The sequence below is a fragment of the Aquidulcibacter sp. genome (assembly GCF_020253525.1).
GTDB lineage: Bacteria > Pseudomonadota > Alphaproteobacteria > Caulobacterales > Aquidulcibacteraceae > Aquidulcibacter.
In genome coordinates this window covers 1-22,372 of sequence record NZ_JADCBK010000013.1, presented here as the reverse complement: position 1 = coordinate 22,372, position 22,372 = coordinate 1, and the positions used below count along the sequence as shown (strand labels likewise).

The window sequence follows — 22,372 nt, the reverse complement described above, 5'->3', positions numbered from 1 at the left end:
GTGCGGGCGATCCTGGATAGGTGTTGGGGCCATCGCCGGCTGCCGCAACAAGGTCGAGATAACGCTGCACTGGCGCAGGCGGGCTTTCGGCTGCCCATAGGCGGCCAATGCCATCTTGCCACTCCGGGCTGCGGGCTGCTTCTTCGCTGGACAAGTCATAGGTGCCAATGCCTGCAAAGACATCGAGCACCCGAAATGGCGCTTCTTTCAGCCGCAAATGATCGAGGCTGAGGACGAGGGCTAAATGTTTCCAGACATCGGCAAAATTGCCCGCATGAAAGGCGTGACGATAATTCATGCAGCTCTGCCGCCTTGATCTGACCGATTGGCCATGGCCTCTTCAAACCGATCAGGCCGCTTGGTCCGAATGTGTAAGCCCCAAGCCAAAATGCCAAGACCAATGGGCAGACCCAACAAATAATCGAGATATTGGAACAACGTCCGTGCCTTGTCAGACCGTCCAGTCTCCCAGACCACCAAAGCCTTTGGCGCGACGGCTTCCTTTTTCAGATAGACACGGCTACCCCGCACGGCGACTTGGACCTTGTTTTCATCTTCGATGAGATAAACACCGACAAGGCGGCTCTGAAGGCCAGCGCGATAGGGAACAATGGCGACACGCTGGGCCTCAGTCTGCCGCTTACCCATCCAGTGGGTCAGATCAACGGCTGTTGGCCAAGCCGACATCAGGCTGATAGCCAGCCCAATAATCACCACCAATGTACCAAGCTCGCGCGGATTATCGGGCACGATGAATTTCCGCCTCAGGATGGGCGGTACAAAACTCATATTTTTGGGCTGGTGATAATTGGGCATGTCTCGATCTATCCCAGACTGTGGTCCACGGCTACAGCGCGACGCCAGCGCCGCGCAGGGCAGTCGCGGCGATCCAGCCCCCGCCTAAGACGCGGTCGCCATCATCATTGGGGTCATAGAATACGCAAGCCTGGCCAGGGGCGACGCCCTCTTCAGGATTGTCGAGCACAACAGACCAGCCTGCCCCAATATGCAACGTCCCCGGCACTGGCGGGCGGGTCGAGCGGACACGCGCCAAAACGCGCCGCCCGTTCAGCGCATCTTCGCCTGCCACCTGCTCCCCAATCCAATTCACATCTGTCAGCGTGATGTGGGTGACGGCCAAGCACTCTTTGGGTCCAACGATCACCTGCTTGGCGGCAGCATCTAATTTGACCACAAACAAAGGCTCGCCCGTGGCGATGCCAAGGCCGCGTCTTTGACCGACGGTAAAGTGGATCACGCCCTCATGTGTGCCCAACACGCGTCCATCGACATGCAATATCTCGCCCGGCTCAGCCGCGCCGGGACGTAGCTTCGCCACAACATCGGCATATTTGCCATTAGGCACAAAACAAATGTCTTGGCTGTCTGGCTTGATCGCGACGGGAAGGTCCAAAGCGGCCGCAATTTCGCGGACGGCAGACTTGGGAAGGCTTGCCAGCGGAAAGCGCAAGAAATTGAGTTGGGCACGCGTTGTTGCGAAGAGAAAATAGGATTGATCGCGCGCGGCATCCGCAGCCCGGCGCATTTCGGCCCCTTCTGGCCCATCCACGCGGCCCACATAATGGCCCGTGACCAAGCAATCTGCGCCCAGATCACGGGCTGTCTCCAACAAATCCTTGAACTTGACGCTTTGGTTGCAGCGAACACAGGGAATGGGTGTGAAGCCTGAAAGATAGGTGTCGGCAAAATTGTCGATTACCGCTTCTTTAAAACGGCTCTCATAGTCGAGCACATAATGGGCGATGCCAATTTTATCGGCGACACGGCGGGCATCATGAATGTCTTGCCCGGCACAGCACGCGCCTTGCTTTTTTAAGGCAGCCCCATGGTCATAGAGCTGCAACGTAATGCCAATGGTTTCATAGCCTGCCGCTTGCACCAAGGCAGCAACAACCGAGGAGTCGACTCCACCAGACATGGCAACCACCACTCGGGTCGCCGCGCGCGGCTTGTCAAAGCCCAAATCAATGTCGGGAATGGTCAAAAGGCCCGCGTCGGCGCGAGCCACAAGTGTATCAAGCGACATGCTCTCTCCTTCCCCACAGGTTCAAGGCCTGTAGCGATCGGCGCGCTTTAGCAGCTTATCGCAGATATTGCAGCAGGTTCAGGTCCTTCAACTGCCCAAAGATCGCAGCCGACGCCTGATATTGGGTTTGGGCAGCAGACAGACGCGCGGCCACTTCGGCCAAATCGACATTTTCTTGATCGCCAATTGTCGCCAATAAGGTATCGCGCTTCGCATTATTGGTCGACACCGCCATCTCGATCTGCTTGGCCGTACTTCCCGCTTCGGCAGATTTGTCGATCAAAGTTGTCTGGACTGCTGCGATTTGCGGGATCAGGCCTTGGACATAAGCCTGCTGGGCGGTGGTGAGCTTGCCTGTCAGGGGCCCGTTCGCATTTTCCCAGACGCGGATGGAGCGCAAGAAGTCAACAAAGGGCCGGAATAAATCCTCGGCATTGCGGCTGAGTTCGATAGAGCGATTATCCTCAATCATCACCGTGCGATTGCGGCCCGTATCGACCCAATTGGCATCGGTATTGGCTTGAGCGGCCAAGGTGTCGAGGCTTGCAGGCACAAATGGTTCGCCATAGCCCCATTCGCCGCCAAAGATCGCTTCGCCATTATATTGCGCATTGGCGGCAGTATCGATCACACTCAGGGCTTGTTCGAGGGCGGCCTTTAAGCCAGCACCATTTTGGTTTGCAGCGGCATTGGCCAAGGCATCGCGGGCTTGCTGGACCGCTGCCTGCGCGCTCTCTAGGGCAGAAGCTTCCACTTCCGCGCGCGCTTCAAGTGCTTTTAGGGTCTCTGCCCGACGATCTAATCGTTCAGCATAGGTTTTGGCAGACAGTAGACGTCCGGCCTCAATGCCAAACCCCTGCAAGTCACTCGCGACCTTTTGGGTTGAGGCCTGCTCTTGCGCCTTGGCCATATTGGCTTGGCCCATGGCAATGCCAGCAGCACTTCCGAAGAACTGATTAAAGGTTGCGACGCGATTCATGAGTGAAGCTCCACCTGTGTCTCTTCAGTTGTTTCTGGCCTTAAACAGCCTGCAGCAAGGTTTGATACATTTCGTCGACCGCCCGGATCATGCGCGCCGCGGCGGAATAGGCTTGTTGGAAACTGGTCAGCTTGACCAATTCTTCGTCAAGATTGACGCCTTCAAGACTGGCGCGTCGGGCATCAGCCTCGGCCTTAAAGCCATCGGCGGTTTGCTTGTCGGTCGCCGCTTCAGCGGCCAGTCGCCCGACATCTCCACCAAGGGCTGAGACGAAGTCGAGCATTTTCATGGTGCGGGTAACCCCGCCCGGCCCATCGCTAAAGGCTAAGGGTGTGCGCGAAGCATCAAACAACGCCTGCGCGCCGCGGCTATCAGCCAGACCAACGGCGACAGCCCCGACCGCGACACTCGACAAATCCGGCCGGGCTAGGCCCATTTTTGCAGGATCTGAAACAATGGCTGGATTGACCTCAATGCCCAAAGCGCGCGCTTCGCGGGTTTTTGATGCAACCCCAAAGATCGCCGCAAAGCCGTGGCTGGTGCCGCCGCGTGGCCCAATGTCTTGGGTGATTTCAAGACGCAAATTGCCTTGGCCGGTGCCGGGGGTCCATTTCATCACACCCTGGGGATCCAGCGAGAAACCGCCGTAAAGGCCAACCCCTGTCGTGGGATCATTGAGCGCATTCATAATGTCGCCAATCGTCCCCGCAGGAATGGTGACATTTTTCGTTGTGGCGATCCCACCCATGGGCCCAACCACTTGCAAGGTCATCACGCTGCCAGCCGTAAAGCCGTGGGTGTCTGTTGCACGCAGGCCCGTGGCATAGTTCAAAGGTGTGCCCGACTGGACCAGATCATTCAGGCCAAAGAAATGGGCAAAGGCACGGTTGCCGCGCTGGCTTCCCCCCGTTGCAGGCTCGTCAAATACAAAGCCATTGGGCGTGGCGGTCGCGGGTACAGGTGCGGCCGATTGCAATTGCAGCCTGCCATTGGTGAAGCTTGCCGTCCCATTGGCACCCAGTGCGGCGTTCAATGCGGTGACAAATGATCCAATCGTCGAACCCGTCGTGCCCGATGCCGCCCCATCGACCGTGATCGCACCGGTCGTGAAGTTGATGTCGATCTTGCTCACCAGCAAACCGGCGGCATTGACCACACCAATGCTGGTCTGGCCCGTAAAGTTCAAACTATCGGAAGCCAGAAGGCCAGTATCACTGCCGCGCGCCAGCGCCAGCGGCGGTAAGGTCGCATTTTGGCTGTGGGCGGCGTTTAACGCATCTGCAATGCCACCGGCCAATTCACCAAGGCCATACGCAATCTTGGCCAAATCCTGATCGCGGACATCGAGGAGGCCACGCAGCGAGCCGCTTTGGATGCTGGGCTCAAATTCGCGCTCGGTTGGGTCGGTCCCAAACGTGATGGTGATGCGATCAAACGAGGTCGCGCCAACGCCAGAGGCTTTGAAGTTCAAAGTCGCGGGATTGAAGCCAGCCAATAAGACGCCATTGCTGGTGCGCACTTCGGTAGAGCCATCAGGACGCGTTGCCACTTTAATGTCGATATATTGCGACAATTCTTGGATCATATCGGCTTGGCGCTGCTGCGCACCGGTGGAATCGCCTGCGGCATTGGCGCGCAAAATATCGGAATTGGCGGCCGAAATGTCCTTTAACAGCGTGTTGACCCGCTGAACCTGGTCGGCAATGCGCTGGTCGGCATCGGCGCGCGCAGTCTCAATGGTTTGGCCAATTGTATTGATCTGCGCCAAGAAGCCCTGCAATTCGGCAATGGCACCGCGTCGGGCCGAAATGGAACCCGGATTTAGGACACCCGTCTCAAACGCACCTAAGGCACGGTTCAAGGCTGCGAAAATGGAAGATTCACTGGTCGGGTCGCCAAAGGCAGCTTGCACATTATCCAAATAGCCCGACCGACCTGCCGCACTCCCGGCTGAGCTGGAAGCCGCCAAGGATGCGGCTGCCAAGAAACGGTCCGCAGCCCGGGTCACCAACCCAATATCGACACCCTGCCCCTGACCGCCGATTTCGCGGGCATTCTGGTTGTGCTCGAGGCGAACATAGCCTGGCGTATTCACATTGGAGACGTTTTGCGTCACCGTGCGAATAGCGTTTTGGCTCGCGAACAGGCCACTGGTGGCGATGTTCATGATCGAATTCAGCGACATTCAATTCAGCCTTTGTTTCTGCCTCATTCCTCCCAGCACCCGGTCATTTTTGCCGACCTGCTGAGCGGTTTTTGCCCGATTACTCGCCCCGCCCGGAAGGATCGCCCCGTCAGAAAGAATGTAAAATCATGACATTTCAATGACTTACATATTTTCTGTCGCAGGACCCGCTCGCACGAAAGCCAATGCTCTTCACACGACTTGCAACCAACGCGCCACAGCTGACCACGAGGCTTTCGTCCCGCGCCCAAAATCGCCAAATCAGGCTTTCTCGGCTGGATTTCGAGGGTTTGAGCCCATGCGGGCAGGATTGGCCATCTACTGGGCAATCTATGCCGCTACCCGGCTAATTTGGCCCCAATTCATCAGTATTAACCGCGAGTAAATTTGTTTAAAAACAGAATATTACGTCGAATTGAAAGTGGCACAGCCCTTGCTACCCCTTTTGCTCGCAGTCGCAAACCGTGTGCGGCGCGCTGGGAAATTTGGGCCAAGGGGTTGGATGAATGGACGTAACAGGTCGCATGATAGATAGCATCGCGGAGGCACCGCAGTCGCGGCGCGCGAAGGCGTCTGCGGCTCCTGCGTCCGATGAAGGGCAAGCCACTGGCTTGAGCTTTGCGGAAACCTTGATTGGGCTTGTCCAACCGCCCAGCGTTCAAGAACCTTCAAAAACCAGTTCTGAACCCAGCCCGGCGCAAGACAAGATAGTTGTGCCCGCAGAAGCACCTCAGACCAGCACGCCAGAATCTCAAGACGCACAATCGGCTCTTGCCTTTGTGGCGACAAATCCTGCCGCTGCTTCCGCGCCTGTGACGTCAGCGGTGGCTACAAATCCGCAAAGTAATAGCCCGCAGCCTGTGGCCCCGGTCCTTAACCTTGCAGGCGAGGCACCTGCTGCCCCCACTCTCGAGGCGAGCGTGGCAAAGGTTTCGATGGCGCAAGGGGGCGACGATTTGGTTGAGGGCAGTGTCACCCCCAAAACAGCCCCGTCTCCTATCTTAATGGCCGAAGCTACAGACATCGCCCTTAAACCAGTTTTGGAGCCAGCGGCGACACCACAGGCCGTCGCGGTCAAAGCACAAGCGGCTGCTTCACAAGGACTTTTGGCTGGCCTTGCTGCCCTAGGCCAGACCATACAACCAGCTGGCGATGACGTCGCTGTGGCGCAAGTCCTCACAAATGCCGCAGCACCCACGGCGGCACCGTTCGCCCCAGCACTTCCATCCCAATCCGATGCGGCAGCCGCCCAAACCCCTGCCCAAACCCTCAATTTGGCGCTCGCAAGCAATTCTCAGGGGCCTAGCGCCATACGTGCGCAGGAAGCACAAGCCGGGGAAGGACGCGGCTTTAAAGCCACTGGGTCTGGCTTTTCATGGACCCAGGGCAATGGGCTCCTCGCACCTGGGGATGCAGGCTTGCAAAGTGCGCCTACACCTTCGCCAGCAAGCCCACTAGGCCAACAAATTGCCGCGGCACCACCCACTGGCATCGTCCCTAACCTCGCTAAAGCAGCTGCGAAAACAGAAGAAGCCAAGGTTACAGCCACCGATACCTCTGGCCTTTTGAGCGGGTCGAGCACGGCAGGCGATGCGGCAAGCACCCAAACCGCTGGCCCCGATGGGACACCAGCCCAAGACACCACGCCAAAGCCCAGTTTGGTTCAGCCCCACACACTTCCGATGCTGGCAGCTGCTATGATGCGCCGCATTTCAAACGGGATGAAGGAATTCACCTTGCGACTCGACCCCCCAGAACTGGGCCGGGTTGATGTGCGCTTGACGGTGGGCGCCGATAAAAAGGTACGCGCAGTTGTTAGTACCGACCGGCCCGAAGCCCTGAAGGACTTGGCCTTGTCGGCGCGCGATCTCACCCGCGCCCTGCAAGAAGCAGGTCTTGATTTGGAAGAAAATGGGCTATCGTTCTCGATGAATGACCAAGGCAGCTCACAACAAAATCGCGACACCAATCAGCAACAAAGCGCGCGACTGATCGGTGGTACGGAAAGCTACGAAACAGCTGAAACGGCGAAAGCAGAAGCCCAAGCGCCGCTCACGAACCCACTCTCCGGCCCTGTCGAACGCTGGCAACGTGCCCGCATTGCCTTGACCGCCTAAGTTAAAAGGAACGCATAATGGCAACAGTAACCAACACAAGCGCGGCGGCAGCAACGACCACGACAGCAAAGGCCGCCACCACGCCGAAAGCGTCCTTGGCGAATAATTTCGAGACGTTTTTGACGCTCTTGACCGCCCAGCTCAAGAACCAAGATCCTCTGTCCCCCTTGGACACGAAGGACTTTACCAATCAATTGGTGCAGTTTTCTGGCGTGGAACAACAGCTGAAAACCAATGACCTTCTGTCGTCTTTGACCGAAACGACCAAATTAAGTGCGGGTGCAACGGCAGTGGCCTATTTGGGCAAAGAGGCGACAGCAACTTCGGCTTTGGCGGGTCTGTCCAGCGGCGGCCAAGCGACTTGGCGCTATGAATTGCCGCGCGCGTCGACCAGCACCACATTGAAAATTGTCGACGCCCAAGGCCGCACGATTGCCACCAAAACGGGCGAAACCTCGGTTGGTGAAAAGACCTTCACCTGGGACGGCAAGGACCAATCGGGTAAAGCAGCCCCTGCCGGGACCTATCGTTTAGAGATCAATGCACGAGGCGCGGACGAACGGCCAATCACCGGCACGGTCCGCCAAAAAGGCGTTATCACCGGGGTCGATCTCTCCGGGAACACCCCAACCGTGACAATCGGCGGCTCAGCCCTGCCTTTGTCTTCAATCACTAAAATAGGACTGCAAGCCAATTGATATTTTGACTTAAATCCCTGCGATTAAGAAAAAAATCAACTAAAAATCAACACTCCGTCCCTAAAATTCGGACATAAGTGGTTGGGCAGAATGCTCCTAACAATAAAAACACGATCAGGAGCATTCAATGTCGATCAATAACGCAATGCTGGCGGGCGTTTCGTCCCTCATCGCTAATTCCAGTGCTATGGCCGTTGTCTCAGACAACATCGCCAATGTGAACACGACCGCCTTCAAACGGAACCGCACCGACTTTACCCGTCTGGTCAACCCGCAGAGCAAAAGTTCGACCTATAATGCCGGCGGTGTTACGGCGCAGACCCGTCAATTGGTGCGCTCGCAAGGCAATTTGAACTCAACTTCGACCGTGACGGACCTTGCGATTTCGGGTCAAGGCTTCTTTGCTGTCTCGCCCCTGCAGACACCTGGTGCTGCTGTCAGCAATGTTGCATTTACCCGTGTTGGCTCGTTTGCAGCCAATGATGAAGGTAATTTGGTCAATCAAGCGGGCTATTTCCTGCAAGGCTGGCGCGTGGATCCAACGGGCAATACGACAACCAGCCCCAGTGACTTAAGCTTGCTGGAAACCGTCAATATCAGCTCGATTTCAGGCACCGCGACACCTTCAACCACCGCGAAGATCAATGGCAATTTAAGATCAACGACCCCGGTCAGCACGGCCGTGTCGGGCGGTACTTATAATGCTGCGACCAACAATATGGCTTCCGGCGCGGTTACACCAGACGCCAATTGGTCGTTCCAAATCTATGACAGCCTTGGCGGTTTGCGCACGTTCAATGTCGCCCTGCTGAAAAGTGCCACCGCAAACCAGTGGATCACCGAAATCTATGCCTCACCCGCGAGCAGCGTGACCACGGGCGCACCACTTGTGAATGGCCAGATCGCCACAGGCACTTTGGCCTTTACGCCAAGCGGCAGGTTAGACACCGCCGCGACCTCGCCTGCACTTTTGGCCGGCTTTAACTTAGGTGCCGCCGCTGGCGGTGCACCTGCAGCAGGTACCGCAAAATGGGCTGCGTCAACCGGCCTTGCGGCCCAAACATTCTCACTCGACCTCGGCCAAATCAGCGGTGAAGGTGGGGTAAGCCAGTTCGACAGCCCAACCGCCATCACCTCGACAACAACCGATGGTTCGTTATTCGGTGACGTCAGCGGGGTGGAAATTACCAAGGATGGCTTTATCTCTGCCATCTTCAACAATGGGGTTACCAGAAAGATTTTTAAGCTGCCGGTGGCGACATTTGTTAATCCCGACGGCCTCTTGGCAGATCGCGGCGGCGTCTATCGACCCACCTCAGATTCGGGTCAATTCAGCTTGAAAGACCCAGGGCTCGGCGGTGCAGGTGTTATCGCCTCATCCAGCCTTGAATCCTCAAGCGTTGATTTGGCTCAAGAATTTTCTTCCATGATCATCATTCAGCGGGCTTATAGTGCCTCGTCCAAGATTATCACGACTGCCGACGACATGCTCGACGAAGTCATCCGGATGAAGCGCTAAGGCCGATAAGCTGAACGCACAGCTACGGCATTCTGAAGAATTCTGATGTCTGAAATCACTCAAAATTAAGCCTGTCGCTTAGCGCGGCCTTAAATCGAAAGGCGTATCTTCTTCTCAAGAACAAGATATGGAGGTGAGCACATGGTGCACGCCATGCAACGGGAATTATCGGTGACGGGTCCAGAGGGTACACCTCTTACTTTGTCGAGTTTACCACCCCCCAACACAGAACGTTGGGTCGCACGCCGCAAGGCTGAAGTTGTCGCTGCTGTAAAGGGCGGTCTCCTCAGCTTTGAGGATGCGTGCGCACGCTATCGCATTACGGCTGAGGAATTCCTCGGCTGGCAACGTCAGGTCGACCGCCATGGTCTGCCAGGATTGCGCGTTACACGTATTCAGAACTACCGTTAAGTTTGCAGGCTTAACCGCCGACATTAACGTGTCTTTTACCTAACACCCGGAAAAAGCTGCCTAGCAGGCAAAAATGACCGAGTAGCCATCTAGGCTATTCGGTCACTTTGCCACCGTGCTGCCTCTGATTCGAACCGCCAAAAACGGCCGAGCAAGTCCAGCACGAAACAAGGTGACGGAGCGTCCGAAAGCCCTACAGACCCTTTCAGTCTGCGGGTTTTGGCACTTCAAGCGGAGCGGGTCGTTGGAACGATTTTTATCGATTTTGAAGTCAGCAGGGCCAGCGAAGCTGATTGCCGCCTTTGCCGTTACGGCTTTGGTGGCTGCAGCTCTGTTTGCGATCATGTTCCGCGTCGGTGCTGAAGAACGTTCGCTGCTTTATTCAGATTTGTCGGCCAAAGATGCTGCAGCGGTGAGCGAGAGCCTGACCGCCGCCAATGTTGACTTCCAACTTTCTGCAGATGGGTCGAGCATTTTTGTCCCCCGCTCGAAAGTTGCTGAAGCCCGCATGCGCTTGGCCGCCGACGGCCTGCCCGGCCAAGGCTCCATCGGGTATGAGATTTTTGACAAACAAGATGCCTTGGGTGCCACAAGCTTTGTACAGAATGTCAATAAATTACGTGCCTTAGAGGGCGAACGCGCGCGCTCAATTGATAGCCTCGATACAGTCAATGCCGCCCGTGTGCATTTGGTCATTCCTGAAAAGGCGCTGTTTCAAACCAATTCCGAGCCACCCACGGCCTCTATCGTCGTTGGATTAGAGCGCGGCTCACTCTCGGAAAAGCAAATCAATGCCATTCGCAGTCTGGTCGCTGCCGCCGTTCAGGGCCTATCACCCGACAAGGTCACGATTTTGGACGAACGCGGTGAATTGCTGGCCGGTGCCAGCATTGGGGCAGATGCCTCGTCTGCCGCTATGGATGATCGTACCAGCCAATATGAAGAGCGTCTGCGCCGCCGCTTGCAGGAAATCGTGGAAGGCATTGTGGGGCCCGGTGGCGCGCGCGTCCAAGTCTCAGCCGATCTAGATTTCAGCCAAGTGACGAAAACTGAAGAGAATTTCAATCCAGATCAAGTCGCACCGCGCTCAACCCGCACCATTGAAGAAGTTGCGGCTGATAGAGCCAATGACCAAGGTGTCACCCAAGCCCAAAACGTGCCCGATGGCCAAACACCCGGTGCTGCGGGTGGCCAAGAATCCAACTCCAACCGCACCGATGAAACGGTCAATTACGAGATTTCCAAGAGCACACGGACCGAAGTCATCACCCCGGGCAAAGTGACCCGCCTGTCGGTAGCTGTTGCAGTTGATGGTGTATCGACCCCTCCAGCAAAGGCTGGCGAGGCTCCAAAATGGGCGGCACGGCCTGAAGCCGAAATGAAGCAAATCGCTGCGCTGGTCAGTTCTGCTGCCGGCATCAATGAAGAGCGTGGTGACAAGATTGAAGTGGTCAATGTCCGCTTTGCCAAAGCTGCTGCTGATGTTGGCTCCAAAGCCCCAAGTGCTTTTGCATTCGACAAGAATGACATCATGCGTGGGGCAGAAATCTTGGCCATGACCCTGGTTGCAGCAGCCCTTCTCTTCTTTGTGGCGCGCCCCCTCGTGAAAGGTGTGTTTGATGCGCCTGGCGCGGGTGCCGCAGTCACGCCCATGGGTCTGCCCGGACAAGCCATGAGCATGGCCGGGGCAGGAAGCGTTGCCGCCTTGCCCGGAGGGGAGGCAGGCACCGGCGATGAACGGGTCGACATTGCGAGGATACAAGGCTCGGTCAATGCCAATGCGATGAAGCAAGTCTCTCAAATGGTTACAGAAAACCCAGAACAGACCGTCTCGGTCATCCGGGCTTGGCTGCAGGAGCGCAGATAGATGGCCGCTGTTGCATCCATGAGCGAACTCAAAGGCGCTGAAAAGGCAGCCGTCTTCCTGTTGGCTTTGGGGGAAGACCATAAGACTTTGTGGGAATTCTTTGACGAAGAAGAGATCAAGGAAATCTCCCAAGCCATGTCCAATTTGGGCAATGTGCAATCAGAAGCCGTCGAAGAATTGGTCGTCGACTTTGTGGGCCGCATCTCCAATACCGGTGCGGTTATGGGGTCTTATGAACAGACCCAACGGCTCTTGGCTTCGATCCTGCCACCTGAAAAGGTGGAAGCCATCATGGAAGAAATCCGGGGTCCAGCCGGTCGAACCATGTGGGACAAATTGGGCAATGTCGCTGAAACGACTTTGGCCAATTATCTGAAAAACGAATATCCCCAGACGGTGGCGGTGGTTCTGTCCAAGGTGAAGGCTGACCATGCAGCACGCGTTCTATCGGCTTTGCCAGACGATTTCGCGCTCGAGTGCGTGAACCGCATGCTGCATATGGAACCCATCCAGCGCGACATTCTGGAAAAGATCGAAATCACCTTGCGCAATGAATTCATGAGCAATTTGGCGCGCACCTCCAAGCGCGACAGCCATGAACTTATGGCTGAAATCTTCAACAATTTCGACCGCGCCACCGAAAACCGCTTCATCGGCGCTTTGGAAGAGCGCAACCGCGAAGCAGCCGAGCGCATCCGTTCCTTGATGTTCGTATTTGAGGACTTGAAGAAGCTCGATCCAGGTGGGGTCCAAACCTTGCTGCGGGCGGTCGAAAAGTCGCAATTGGCGTTGGCCCTCAAAGGGGCATCGGACGAGCTGCGCAATTTGTTCTTCACCAATATGTCGGAACGCGCCGCAAAAATCATGCGCGACGATATGGCCTCTATGGGCCCCGTGCGTCTCAAAGACGTGGATGGTGCGCAATCTGGCATGGTCCAGATCGCCAAAGATTTAGCCCAGCGCGGCGAAATCATGCTCGCCGAAGGCGGACGTGATGACGAGCTGATTTACTGAGGCGCATGATGGTTCAATCGTCCAAATATAGCTTCGAGCCGATGTTCACCAAAGCCGGTGCGACGCCGCCGAGCACGTCGAACCGGCGTAAGGTTTTGACCGATGAGGATGTGGCCGCAGCCCATGCTGCCGGTTTTGCCGAAGGCCAAGAAGCCGAACTCGTCAAAGCAGAGCGCGCTACGAGCGAGGCGCTACGCGCGATTGCCCGCATGATGCAAATGATGCTGGGTCGCTTGAATGATGAGGCCCACAGCCTGCGCCAGGATGCGGTTGACGTCGCGCTCGCTGCTGCCCGCTCCGTCGCCCATGCAGCACTTGATGCCTATGGGGCAGACCGGGTTGAAGCGATTGTAACCTCTGCTGTGGCCCATTTGCGTGACACGCCTCGACTGGTGGTGCGCGTCAGCCCAGAGCTGGCTGAGACGATTGAAGAACGCCTGATTGGCTGCGCCCGCGAAGCCGGCTTCACCGGTGAAATCGCAGTCCGGCCAGATCCACAAGCTCAAACCGGCGATTGCGTCCTGGATTGGGGTGATGGGCGCATTGTGCACGACCGTGCAAGCGCCCTCGCCGAGATTGAAACTTCCGCCCAAAACTGGCTCGCCTCAGCAGCTGCTGAAGGCTTAAGCCTCGACATGACCCAGACCTGAGGAGGCCTGAAATGGACGAAAACACAGAGTCCTACGATTTGCCCGACCTCTCGGAGCTTGATCCCCTGCCCGCAGAAGCGCCGCAGGAAGAAGCCCCCCAGCAATATACGCGCTCGGCAACCGATCTAGCCCCGGTCTTCGATGTACCGGTCAATATTAAGGCTGTGCTGGGCCGTGCGACCATGGATGTGGCTTCACTTTTGAAGCTTGCACGCGGTTCTTTGATTGAGCTCGACCGCCGCGTCGGGGAAGCCATCGATATTTATGTGAACAACCGCCTCGTGGCACGCGGCGAGCTTGTCGTGGTCGACGAGCGGCTGGGCGTGACCATGACTGAAATCATCAAGGACAATGACACCAACTCATAGACCTTGAGCACACGTGAATGTGCGCAGAAGCGCAAGACCAATGAACACGCTTTGGCGTGAGGAGACCGAAAATGCGAGTTTTGATTGTTGGCAACATGAGTGGGCAGCTTGCCGTCGCATCCAAGATTGCGATGGACCGCGGTGCCAAAGTGTTCCAGGTCGACACCATCGCGCAGGCCACCGCCGCCTTGCGCAATGGCAAAGGGGCAGATTTGCTTCTGGTCGATGTCAGCCATGATATCGCAGCCCTGATCGCCCAGAACGAGGCCGAGCATATCATTGTGCCGGTTGTCGCCTGTGGCGTCTCTACCGATCCACGCACGGCGGCCAATGCCATCCGCCAAGGCGCGCAAGAATTCTTGCCCTTACCACCTGATCCTGAACTGATCGCGGCCGTCCTCGCTGCCATCACAGACGACAACCGTCCTATGATCGCGCATGATCCCGCCATGAAGGCGGTGATCCGCTTGGCCGAACAAATTGCCCCGTCTGAAGCCAGTGTTCTGATCACCGGGGAAAGCGGCGTTGGCAAAGAAGTCATGGCGCGCTTTGTGCACCAGAATTCGCGCCGCACCGACAAAGCCTTCATCAGCGTCAATTGTGCAGCCATTCCCGATAATCTTCTGGAATCAGAGCTGTTTGGCCATGAAAAAGGGGCCTTTACCGGTGCCTTGGCCCGCCGGATTGGCAAGTTTGAAGAAGCCGATGGCGGCACACTTCTGCTCGACGAAATCAGCGAGATGGACATTCGCCTGCAGGCTAAGCTCTTGCGCGCCATTCAAGAGCGGGTGATTGACCGGGTGGGCGGCTCCAAGCCTGTACCTGTCAATATCCGCATTTTGGCCACGTCAAACCGCAATCTAGAAGAAGATGTGCGCGCGGGCAAATTCCGCGAAGACCTCTATTACCGCCTCAATGTCGTCAATCTGTGCATCCCGCCCCTGCGCGATCGTCCGGGTGACCTGGTGGCTTTGTCGACCTATTTCATCAAGAAATACACCACTGCTAATGGCCTCAAACCAAAAGGTATTTCCAATGTGGCGCTTGAAGCCATCAAGGCGAACCCTTGGCGGGGCAATGTGCGGGAATTGGAAAACGCCATGCACCGCGCCGTTCTGTTGTCGTCGGGGCCCGAGATTGAGATTGGCGACATCCGCCTTCCAGATGGGTCAGCTTTGGGAACAGCTTCAGCCCTGAACCCGCATGTCGCGACCGCTGGACAAGCCATTTTGGCCGCCCAAGCCGTGCAAGCCGCGCCTGCCAATCTGGTTGGTCGCACGATTGAAGCGGTGGAGCAGGAAATGATCCTCGACACGCTGAAGCATTGCTATGGCAATCGCACCCATGCCGCGCAAATCTTGGGCATTTCCATCCGCACGCTTCGAAACAAGCTGAAGCTTTATATGGATGCAGGCATTGATGTGCCTGCGCCCGGTGCCAATGAACCTCGCTTTGTGTACGGATAGGCCTAGCCCATGACCGATACGTCCGCAGGAATTGGTAGTAGCCCCAAGGCACCACAATTTGGCCTCTCGACCTTTTTTAAGGGGGTCATGACAGGCCAGGTCTTGATGGGGATTGGGGTCGTTGGGCTGGTGGTCCTTCTGATCATCCCGCTTCCGCCATTCATGCTGGACTTCTTATTGGCCATTTCGGTCACCAGTTCAGTCCTGATCTTGATGACCGCGCTATTCATCAAAAAGCCGCTAGAATTCAGCGCCTTTCCAGCGGTCTTGCTGGTCGCAACCATGTTCCGCCTTGGCCTCAACATTGCCTCGACCCGGCTGATCTTGAGCCATGGCCATGAGGGTCCTGATGCCGCGGGCGAGATCATTGCCGCCTTTGGTGAGTTCATCATGGGTGGGAATTTCGTCATCGGGATTATCGTTTTTATCATCCTGGTGATCGTCAATTTCGTTGTGATCACCAAGGGTTCGACCCGTATCGCCGAAGTCGCCGCCCGCTTCAGCTTGGACGCCATGCCCGGCAAGCAAATGGCCGTGGATGCGGACTTGTCGGCAGGGCTTATCAATGAAGAAGAAGCCCGCCGTCGCCGGAAAGAATTGGAAGGCGAAAGCAACTTCTTCGGGGCTATGGATGGTGCGTCGAAATTCGTGCGCGGGGATGCCGTTGCTGGCCTCATCATCACGGCCATCAATATCATTGGCGGCATGATTATCGGGATGGCGCAAGAGGGTTTGAGCTTCAGCGAAGCAGGCACCACCTATACCCAATTGACGATTGGCGACGGTCTGATCAGCCAAATCCCAGCCCTGATCATTTCGCTCGCCGCTGGTATGTTGGTGGCTAAAGCTGGGGTGGAAGAAGCCGCCGAAGCCGCCCTAGCCCGCCAGTTGGCAGGTAGCCCACAGGCGCTGGGCATGGTGGCCGCGACAGCCTTTATCGCAGGCGTTCTGCCTGGCATGCCCATGATTGCTTTCTGGTTGATCGGGGCTGGGGCCAGCTATTTGGCCTACAAGCTTTGGAAAGCCGAAGCCGATAAGAAATTCACATCCGACGTCGCGTCTTATGATGCCGCCAATGCGCCACCAAAACCTGAAGAAGATGAGCCCATCGCCACGGCGCTGTCGATTGATGAATTGAAGATTGAGCTTGGCTATGGCCTCTTGGCATTGGTCAATGATGTGCAGGGTCGCCGCATCACCGATCAGATCAAAGCGCTGCGCCGCCAGATCGCGCAAGAATTGGGCTTTGTCATGCCAGCCGTGCGCATCTTGGACAATATGGCTGTTCCCAACAATGGCTATTCGATCCGCGTGAAAGAGATGGAAGCTGGCGAAGGCGAATTGCGCATCGGCCATCTTCTGGTGATGGACCCAGCAGGCGAAACACCGAACCTGCCGGGCGAGCCTTGCAAAGAGCCTGCCTTTGGCTTGCCTGCGGCGTGGGTAGCCGAAAGTTTCCGCGAAGAAGCCGCCTTCAAGGGCTATACGATTGTCGACCCTGCCACCGTTCTGACCACCCATCTGACCGAAGTGGTGAAGGACAATATGGCCGAGCTTCTCTCGATTGCCGAAGTTCAGCGCCTGATGAAGGAATTGTCGAAAGAGCACCAGAAGCTGGTCGAAGACACCATCCCTGCCCAAGTTTCTTGGGCAACGGTGCAGCGCGTCTTGCAAAGCTTGTTGCGTGAGCGTGTGTCGATCCGCGACCTTGCCACCATCATGGAGGCCATTTCTGAGGCCACGACCATGGATGCGGTGTCGATGGTCGAACATGTCCGGGCGCGTCTGGCGCGGCAAATCTGCTTCCAGAACCGCAGCCCAGATGGCTTTCTGCCAATTGTCGCCCTCTCGCCTAAGTGGGAGCAGGCCTTTTCCGAAGCCATTGTGGGCGAGCGTGGCGACCGTCAATTGGCGCTGGCCCCCAGCCAAGTGCATGAATTTGTGCAAGCCGTACGCATTGCTTTGGACCGGGCCGCCCAGACGGGCGAGATCCCTGTCATTCTGACCTCTGGCGGCATCCGCCCCTATGTCCGGTCGCTGATTGAGCGCTTCCGCGCCCAAACCATGGTGATGAGCCAGAACGAGATCCACCCGAAAGCCAAATTGCGCACCTTGGGCAGTGTCTAGGGTGGCTGACTGATGCGCGTCTTTACCTATTTTGCCCCCACCCTGCCCGAGGCCATCGCGCAGGTGCGGGCAGAGCTTGGACCAAAGGCCGTGGTCTTGAGTTGGCGCAGCACGCGCGGCGGAATTGAGATCAGCGCCTCGGCAGAACCCGGCACCAAACCGCGCGCCAAATCTGCCGTGGCAACAGAACAAAGCAAACCCGTTTTAGGCGCAACCTCCAAGCAAGAGACTTTGGCCCAGCATTTCAAGCCTGAAGACTTTATGATGGAAGCCCCGCGCCCAGCCCCGGCCGACATCACCCCGCCGCCATCTGCGGCCAAACCCAAGGCAGCACCGGTGACCAGTCGCGGCACGGCAGCCCTTCTGGGTCGTCAAGCTGCCGCCAAAGCCCCAGCGCGCGATCCTGCACCAAAGCCCGCCCCCACCAGCGCAAAGCCTGTGGCGAAACCTTTAGCTGCCGCTGTCGCAAAACCTGGTGTCGCCCCTCAAACCGCGACCCCGCCGGAAAAGCCCAAGCCGTCGCGTTTGGCCCTGTTCTGGACGCGCGCTGGACTTACCCGTGAACAAGCTATCGCCATGTCGCTCAGCGATCATGCGCACTTGCGCCAAGCCCTGGCCGACTCGCTTTCCCAAAAGCTGCGATTTGACCCGATTGAAGCCGCACCCACACGCCCAATCGTGCTGGTTGGCCCACCTGGTGCTGGCAAGACCGCTGCCGTCGCCAAGCTTGCAACACGGGCTTTGGCCGTCGGCTATGAGGCTCTTTTAATCTCGGTCGATAGCGAACGCTGCGGTGGGGCCGAACAATTGCGGGCTATGGCTGAGCGTTTAGGCACCCCCTTTGAGACCGCCACAACACTTCAAGACCTCACCCGCCTCACCAAACAAGCCCGCCAATCCGGTCAATGCGTCTTTGTGGACGCGGCTGCAGCAAGCCCCATGCAACCTTCCGACATGCGCGCCACCGAGCGATTGGTCCAGGAAGTCGCCTTAGAACCCATTCTCTGCCTGCCCGCTGACATGCGCTATGAAGACCTCGAAGACCTGAGCTTGGCCTTTGCGCAGATCGGCACCAAGCGCGCCATCATCACCCGGTTTGACCTCACCAAGCGCCGGGCTTCGGCAGCCTTTGCCCTGCATAAGGCCGACATTGCCTTGGCACAGATTTCAGCCACGCCCTTTATCACCGGTGGCATTGCCTTGGCGTCTGCCCACCGGGTTGCAGCCCTTTTGCTCGAGCCGTTCGATGACGTGAAAGCAGAGGATGCGGCATGAGCGAATCTGCTACCAAGATCGTGCCCTTTCCCACCCGCAAGCCACCAGGCCGCATTGTCGCAATTGCCTCGGGCAAAGGCGGGGTCGGCAAAACCTTTATCGCCGTCTCGCTGGCACGGGCTTTGGCCGAACAGGGCGAGCGCGTTCTTCTGGTCGATGGCGATTTGGGCCTATCGAATGTCGACATTCAATTGGGGGTGCAACCCGATCTCACCCTCGCCCATGTCATGGATGGGGAAGCAACCTTGGCCGAAGCGGTCATGCGCATTGCAGGCGGGGCTGCAAGCCCCGGTGGCTTTGATCTTCTACCCGGCAGCCATGGCATCGCAAGCTTTGCGGATCTGGGCGAACGCGACGTACAACGCATTGCGGCGGGCATTTCGGCACTGAGCTTTTCTTACGACCGCGTGATCGTCGATTTGGCAGCAGGCATTGGCCACGCCATGCTGAAACTTGCCGCTGATGCCGATGATGTGCTGATCGTGGCTTTGGATGAGCCTGCCTCTTTGACCGACGGCTATGCCTTTGTAAAACTTCTTAAAAGCCGCAGACCAACAGCACGCATTGGGGTTCTGGCCAATCGGGTAAAGAATAAAAAGGAAGCCGACCGCATCCATCAATCCTTTGCCCGCGCCTGTGGCAGCTATTTGGGCTTTGAGCCGGGCTGTGCGGGGGCCATCCATGAAGATCAAGCTGTGAAAACGGCTTTGCGCGCGCAAATGCTCTTATCGCGTCATGCGCCAACCTCTACCGCTTTGGGCGATATTGAGACCGTCACCCATTTGGTAAAGTCTGGTGTCGCGTTTGAAACCCGCATCGCGGCCTGAAGCGCGCGCGACCCACGCCCTAAATTGACGCAGCTAATTGTTAGCAAATCCTCCTTTGGGCTGAACCGCCCCCTGCCCAAATAGGCTGGTCTGGCGTAGGAGGAGAGCATGGCTGTTGTTTCCGTCCTTCTTCCTTTGCCCCTGCCGGAAGCATTTGACTATGTCGTGCCGCCCGAGCTGACGCTTGGGCTTGGTGATGTGGTAGAAGTGCCCTTGGGGCAAAACCTGCGCATTGGTGTCGTCTGGGCGGTGAAGCCCGACAGCGATGGCAGCAACCTAAAGCCAGTCAAATCCCGGTTTGATAGTCCAGCTTTTTCCCCCGCCTTGCGGCAATTCATTGACTTTGCTGCGCGCTATCTTGTGACCCCGCCGGGCCAAGTTCTGGCCATGGTGCTGCGGCAACCCGAAGCCTTAGGGCCCGGCCCGTTTGAGCGCTTGGCAGTTGCCACATCTTTGCGCCCCGAAAAGCTGAATGAAGCCCGCGCACGGGTCCTTGCGTGTGCGCAAGACCCTATTCCCCGCGCAGCCCTTGCCAAAGCTGCAGGCGTTGGCTCTGGCATTGTGACCGCACTCTTGAAATTGGGTGCGCTGGAGGAAATCGAGCGGCCCGTCGATCTCCCCTTTGACCCGCCAGACCCGCGCTTGCCCGCCCGGCCCTTATCGGAGATGCAAGCCGACGCCGCCCATCTGATCGCCAAGGCCGTTACGGCTGGTGGGTTCAGCCCCTTCCTACTCGATGGGGTGACAGGCTCGGGCAAGACAGAGGTGTATCTGGAAGCCGTCGCACAAGCCCTGATCGCCCGACCCGATGAGCAAGTGCTGGTCCTGTTGCCCGAAATTGCGTTGACCCAAGCCATTGTTGCCCGCTTTGAACAGCGCTTTGGGGCCACTCCCGCGCAATGGCATTCCGATATTGGGGCTGCACAAAAGCGGCGGACATGGCGGGAAGTGGCGGCAGGCCGCGCCCGCATCGTTATTGGTGCGCGCTCTGCCCTATTCCTACCCTTCGCCAAGCTTTCCATGATCCTTATCGATGAAGAGCATGACAGCAGCTTCAAGCAGGATGATGGCCTGCGTTATCATGCCCGCGATATGGCGGTGGCGCGGGCGAAGTTTGAACAGGCGACCATTGTGCTGGGCTCTGCCACACCTTCGATGGAGACGCGTCTGAATGCTGACGCCGGGCGTTATCAACGCCTGCTTCTGCCAAGCCGCTATGGCGTGGCGCTACTGCCTGAGGTCAGCCTCATTGATTTGAAGGAATATCCGCCCGAACGCGACCAATGGCTAAGCCCGGTATTGGTACAAGCCATGGCCGAGACCTTGGAGGCGCGCGAGCAAGTCTTGTTGTTCTTGAACCGTCGCGGCTATGCGCCCGTGGTTTTGTGCCGCAAATGCGGCCACCGGATGAAGGCACCCGATACAGAGTCGTGGTTGGTTGAGCACAAATATTCCAACCGCCTTGTGTGTCACCTCACGGGCTTTTCCATGCGCAAGCCAGATGCCTGCCCCAATTGTGGGGCCGAAGATGGTCTGGTGTCGGTGGGCCCAGGGGTCGAGCGCATTGCAGCCGAAGCTAGCGAGCGCTTTCCAGATGCACGGATTGAGATTTTCTCCTCGGATACCGCCCATAACCCGCAAGCCGTACGCGAATTGGTTGGCCGGATGGAACGAGGCGAGATTGATATTTTGATCGGCACCCAAATTGTTGCCAAGGGCCATAATTTTCCGAACTTGACCCTTGTTGGCGTCGTGGATGCAGATCTGGGTCTTAAAGGCGGTGACCCGCGTGCGGGCGAGCGGACTTATCAAATGTTGAGCCAAGTGGCAGGGCGGGCAGGCCGCGCCGACCGGCCTGGCCGTGCCCTGATCCAAACCCATTATCCCGACAATGAAGCGCTGCAAGCCCTCGTCATGGGTGACCGCGATGCCTTTATTGAAGCTGAAAGCTTGGGCCGGGCTGCCGTGGGTGCGCCGCCCTTTGGGCGCATGGCGGCCCTGCACATCATGGCCCAGACCGATGAAGCCGCCGATGCTGCCGCCCAAGCCGCCAGTGATGCCTTATTTCCGGCGGATGGGGTTGAAGTGTGGGGGCCTGCACCCCCGCCTTTGGCCATGATCCGGGGATGGCGGCGGCGGCGCTTTCTGATCCAGTCCAGCAAAGAAGTGGACCTATCAGCCTTTATGGCGGCTTGGCGGCGCGGCTTTCGGGTACCCGGCAGTGTGCGGGTCAGTATCGACATGGACCCTTATTCCTTCTTGTAGCCCACTGCCTGTTTGTTCTGAAACCTGCCTGCCATCATTGACCTTGGCCAGCGTCACGCACAAAGAAAGCCCATGCTGCTTGTTCATGCCAGAACCCTAGACCCCCTTTCGCGGGCCGTGCGCTTGGCGCTGGGTGAGAAGCGCGCCGTCTTTCATGTGCGCGAAGCCCTGCCGTTTGAAGCCGATGCCGGCCTTTTAGCTATCGCGCCGGATGGGGTGACGCCCGTTTTAGTGGATGATTCCTGGGGGCATGGGGCGACCATCTCCGAAGCGCTTGCGATCTTTGAATATTTGGAAGATTTGTTGCCCACCCCTCCCCTCTTGCCCGGTGGACCGTTAGAGCGCGCCGCCGTTCGCGCCATGACCATTCGGGCGATCCGAACCTTGGGGCCGATTGTCGACCATGTGGTGCATGAAAAGGCACGCAAAGCCCTTGCCCGGGGTGGGGCACCTGATACCGCCATCCTGCGCCAAGCCACCTTGGCTGCAACCCAAACCCTCGACCAAATTGGCCGGGCCGCTGAGGCAGAGGGCTGGATTGGGGGCAAGAAATTGTC

19 protein-coding genes are annotated in these 22,372 nt (G+C 57.5%); 14 read left to right on the top strand and 5 right to left on the bottom strand.

The window, feature by feature from the left end:
• The 5 genes from rlmJ to flgK form a co-directional block, all read right to left on the bottom strand.
• A partial coding sequence (rlmJ, locus tag IOB61_RS01935; protein WP_290811366.1) for a 23S rRNA (adenine(2030)-N(6))-methyltransferase RlmJ occupies nt 1–298 on the bottom strand: 298 nt, incomplete at its 3' end.
• A complete protein-coding gene (locus IOB61_RS01930) occupies nt 295–816 on the bottom strand; it encodes a hypothetical protein (RefSeq protein ID WP_290811364.1) in 522 nt (173 codons plus the stop codon). The genes IOB61_RS01930 and rlmJ, both read right to left, overlap by 4 nt.
• A gap of 31 nt (nt 817–847) precedes the next feature.
• On the bottom strand, nt 848–2,047 hold the full coding sequence (gene mnmA / locus IOB61_RS01925; protein ID WP_290811362.1) for a tRNA 2-thiouridine(34) synthase MnmA: 1,200 nt from the start codon (nt 2,045–2,047) through the stop codon (nt 848–850).
• Nucleotides 2,048–2,102: 55 nt separating this feature from the next.
• Nucleotides 2,103–3,026 (bottom strand): flagellin, encoded by a 924-nt coding sequence (locus IOB61_RS01920; RefSeq protein ID WP_290811360.1) that lies wholly within the window; start codon nt 3,024–3,026, stop codon nt 2,103–2,105.
• A gap of 40 nt (nt 3,027–3,066) precedes the next feature.
• Nucleotides 3,067–5,211 (bottom strand): flagellar hook-associated protein FlgK, encoded by a 2,145-nt coding sequence (gene flgK, locus IOB61_RS01915; protein WP_290811358.1) that lies wholly within the window; start codon nt 5,209–5,211, stop codon nt 3,067–3,069.
• Nucleotides 5,212–5,717: 506 nt separating this feature from the next.
• On the opposite strand from flgK, the gene IOB61_RS01910 reads away from it, so the two are divergent.
• From IOB61_RS01910 to IOB61_RS01845, 14 genes are all read left to right on the top strand, one after another.
• The gene (locus tag IOB61_RS01910; RefSeq protein WP_290811356.1) at nt 5,718–7,328 is read left to right on the top strand and encodes a flagellar hook-length control protein FliK; all 1,611 of its coding nucleotides are present in this window, start codon (nt 5,718–5,720) and stop codon (nt 7,326–7,328) included.
• Between the two features lie 17 nt (nt 7,329–7,345).
• The gene (locus tag IOB61_RS01905) at nt 7,346–8,026 is read left to right on the top strand and encodes a flagellar hook capping FlgD N-terminal domain-containing protein (RefSeq protein ID WP_290811354.1); all 681 of its coding nucleotides are present in this window, start codon (nt 7,346–7,348) and stop codon (nt 8,024–8,026) included.
• Between the two features lie 127 nt (nt 8,027–8,153).
• A complete protein-coding gene (locus IOB61_RS01900) occupies nt 8,154–9,545 on the top strand; it encodes a flagellar hook protein FlgE (RefSeq protein ID WP_290811352.1) in 1,392 nt (463 codons plus the stop codon).
• A gap of 153 nt (nt 9,546–9,698) precedes the next feature.
• A complete protein-coding gene (locus tag IOB61_RS01895; protein ID WP_290808655.1) occupies nt 9,699–9,956 on the top strand; it encodes a DUF1153 domain-containing protein in 258 nt (85 codons plus the stop codon).
• 244 nt (nt 9,957–10,200) lie between these two features.
• Nucleotides 10,201–11,823 carry a flagellar basal-body MS-ring/collar protein FliF gene (gene fliF / locus IOB61_RS01890; protein WP_290811350.1) on the top strand — a complete coding sequence of 541 codons (1,623 nt, stop codon included), beginning with the start codon at nt 10,201–10,203 and terminating at the stop codon, nt 11,821–11,823.
• A complete protein-coding gene (fliG, locus tag IOB61_RS01885) occupies nt 11,824–12,837 on the top strand; it encodes a flagellar motor switch protein FliG (protein ID WP_085338161.1) in 1,014 nt (337 codons plus the stop codon).
• A gap of 5 nt (nt 12,838–12,842) precedes the next feature.
• Entirely contained in the window at nt 12,843–13,487 is a 645-nt protein-coding gene (locus IOB61_RS01880; protein WP_290811346.1) for a FliH/SctL family protein, read from the top strand.
• A gap of 11 nt (nt 13,488–13,498) precedes the next feature.
• A complete protein-coding gene (gene fliN, locus IOB61_RS01875; protein ID WP_085338163.1) occupies nt 13,499–13,855 on the top strand; it encodes a flagellar motor switch protein FliN in 357 nt (118 codons plus the stop codon).
• A 71-nt stretch (nt 13,856–13,926) separates the two neighbouring features.
• Entirely contained in the window at nt 13,927–15,321 is a 1,395-nt protein-coding gene (locus IOB61_RS01870) for a sigma-54 dependent transcriptional regulator (protein ID WP_290811342.1), read from the top strand.
• An 87-nt stretch (nt 15,322–15,408) separates the two neighbouring features.
• A complete protein-coding gene (flhA, locus tag IOB61_RS01865; RefSeq protein ID WP_290811368.1) occupies nt 15,409–17,448 on the top strand; it encodes a flagellar biosynthesis protein FlhA in 2,040 nt (679 codons plus the stop codon).
• A 12-nt stretch (nt 17,449–17,460) separates the two neighbouring features.
• Nucleotides 17,461–18,723, top strand: a complete 1,263-nt coding sequence (locus tag IOB61_RS01860) for a hypothetical protein (RefSeq protein ID WP_290811339.1) — start codon at nt 17,461–17,463, stop codon at nt 18,721–18,723.
• On the top strand, nt 18,720–19,550 hold the full coding sequence (locus IOB61_RS01855; RefSeq protein WP_290811337.1) for an AAA family ATPase: 831 nt from the start codon (nt 18,720–18,722) through the stop codon (nt 19,548–19,550). Before IOB61_RS01860 ends, IOB61_RS01855 begins: the two co-directional genes overlap by 4 nt.
• Before the next feature lie 108 nt (nt 19,551–19,658).
• The gene (locus tag IOB61_RS01850) at nt 19,659–21,815 is read left to right on the top strand and encodes a primosomal protein N' (protein WP_290811335.1); all 2,157 of its coding nucleotides are present in this window, start codon (nt 19,659–19,661) and stop codon (nt 21,813–21,815) included.
• A 72-nt stretch (nt 21,816–21,887) separates the two neighbouring features.
• The coding region (locus IOB61_RS01845) for a glutathione S-transferase family protein (protein ID WP_290811332.1) at nt 21,888–22,372 on the top strand (485 nt) is incomplete at its 3' end.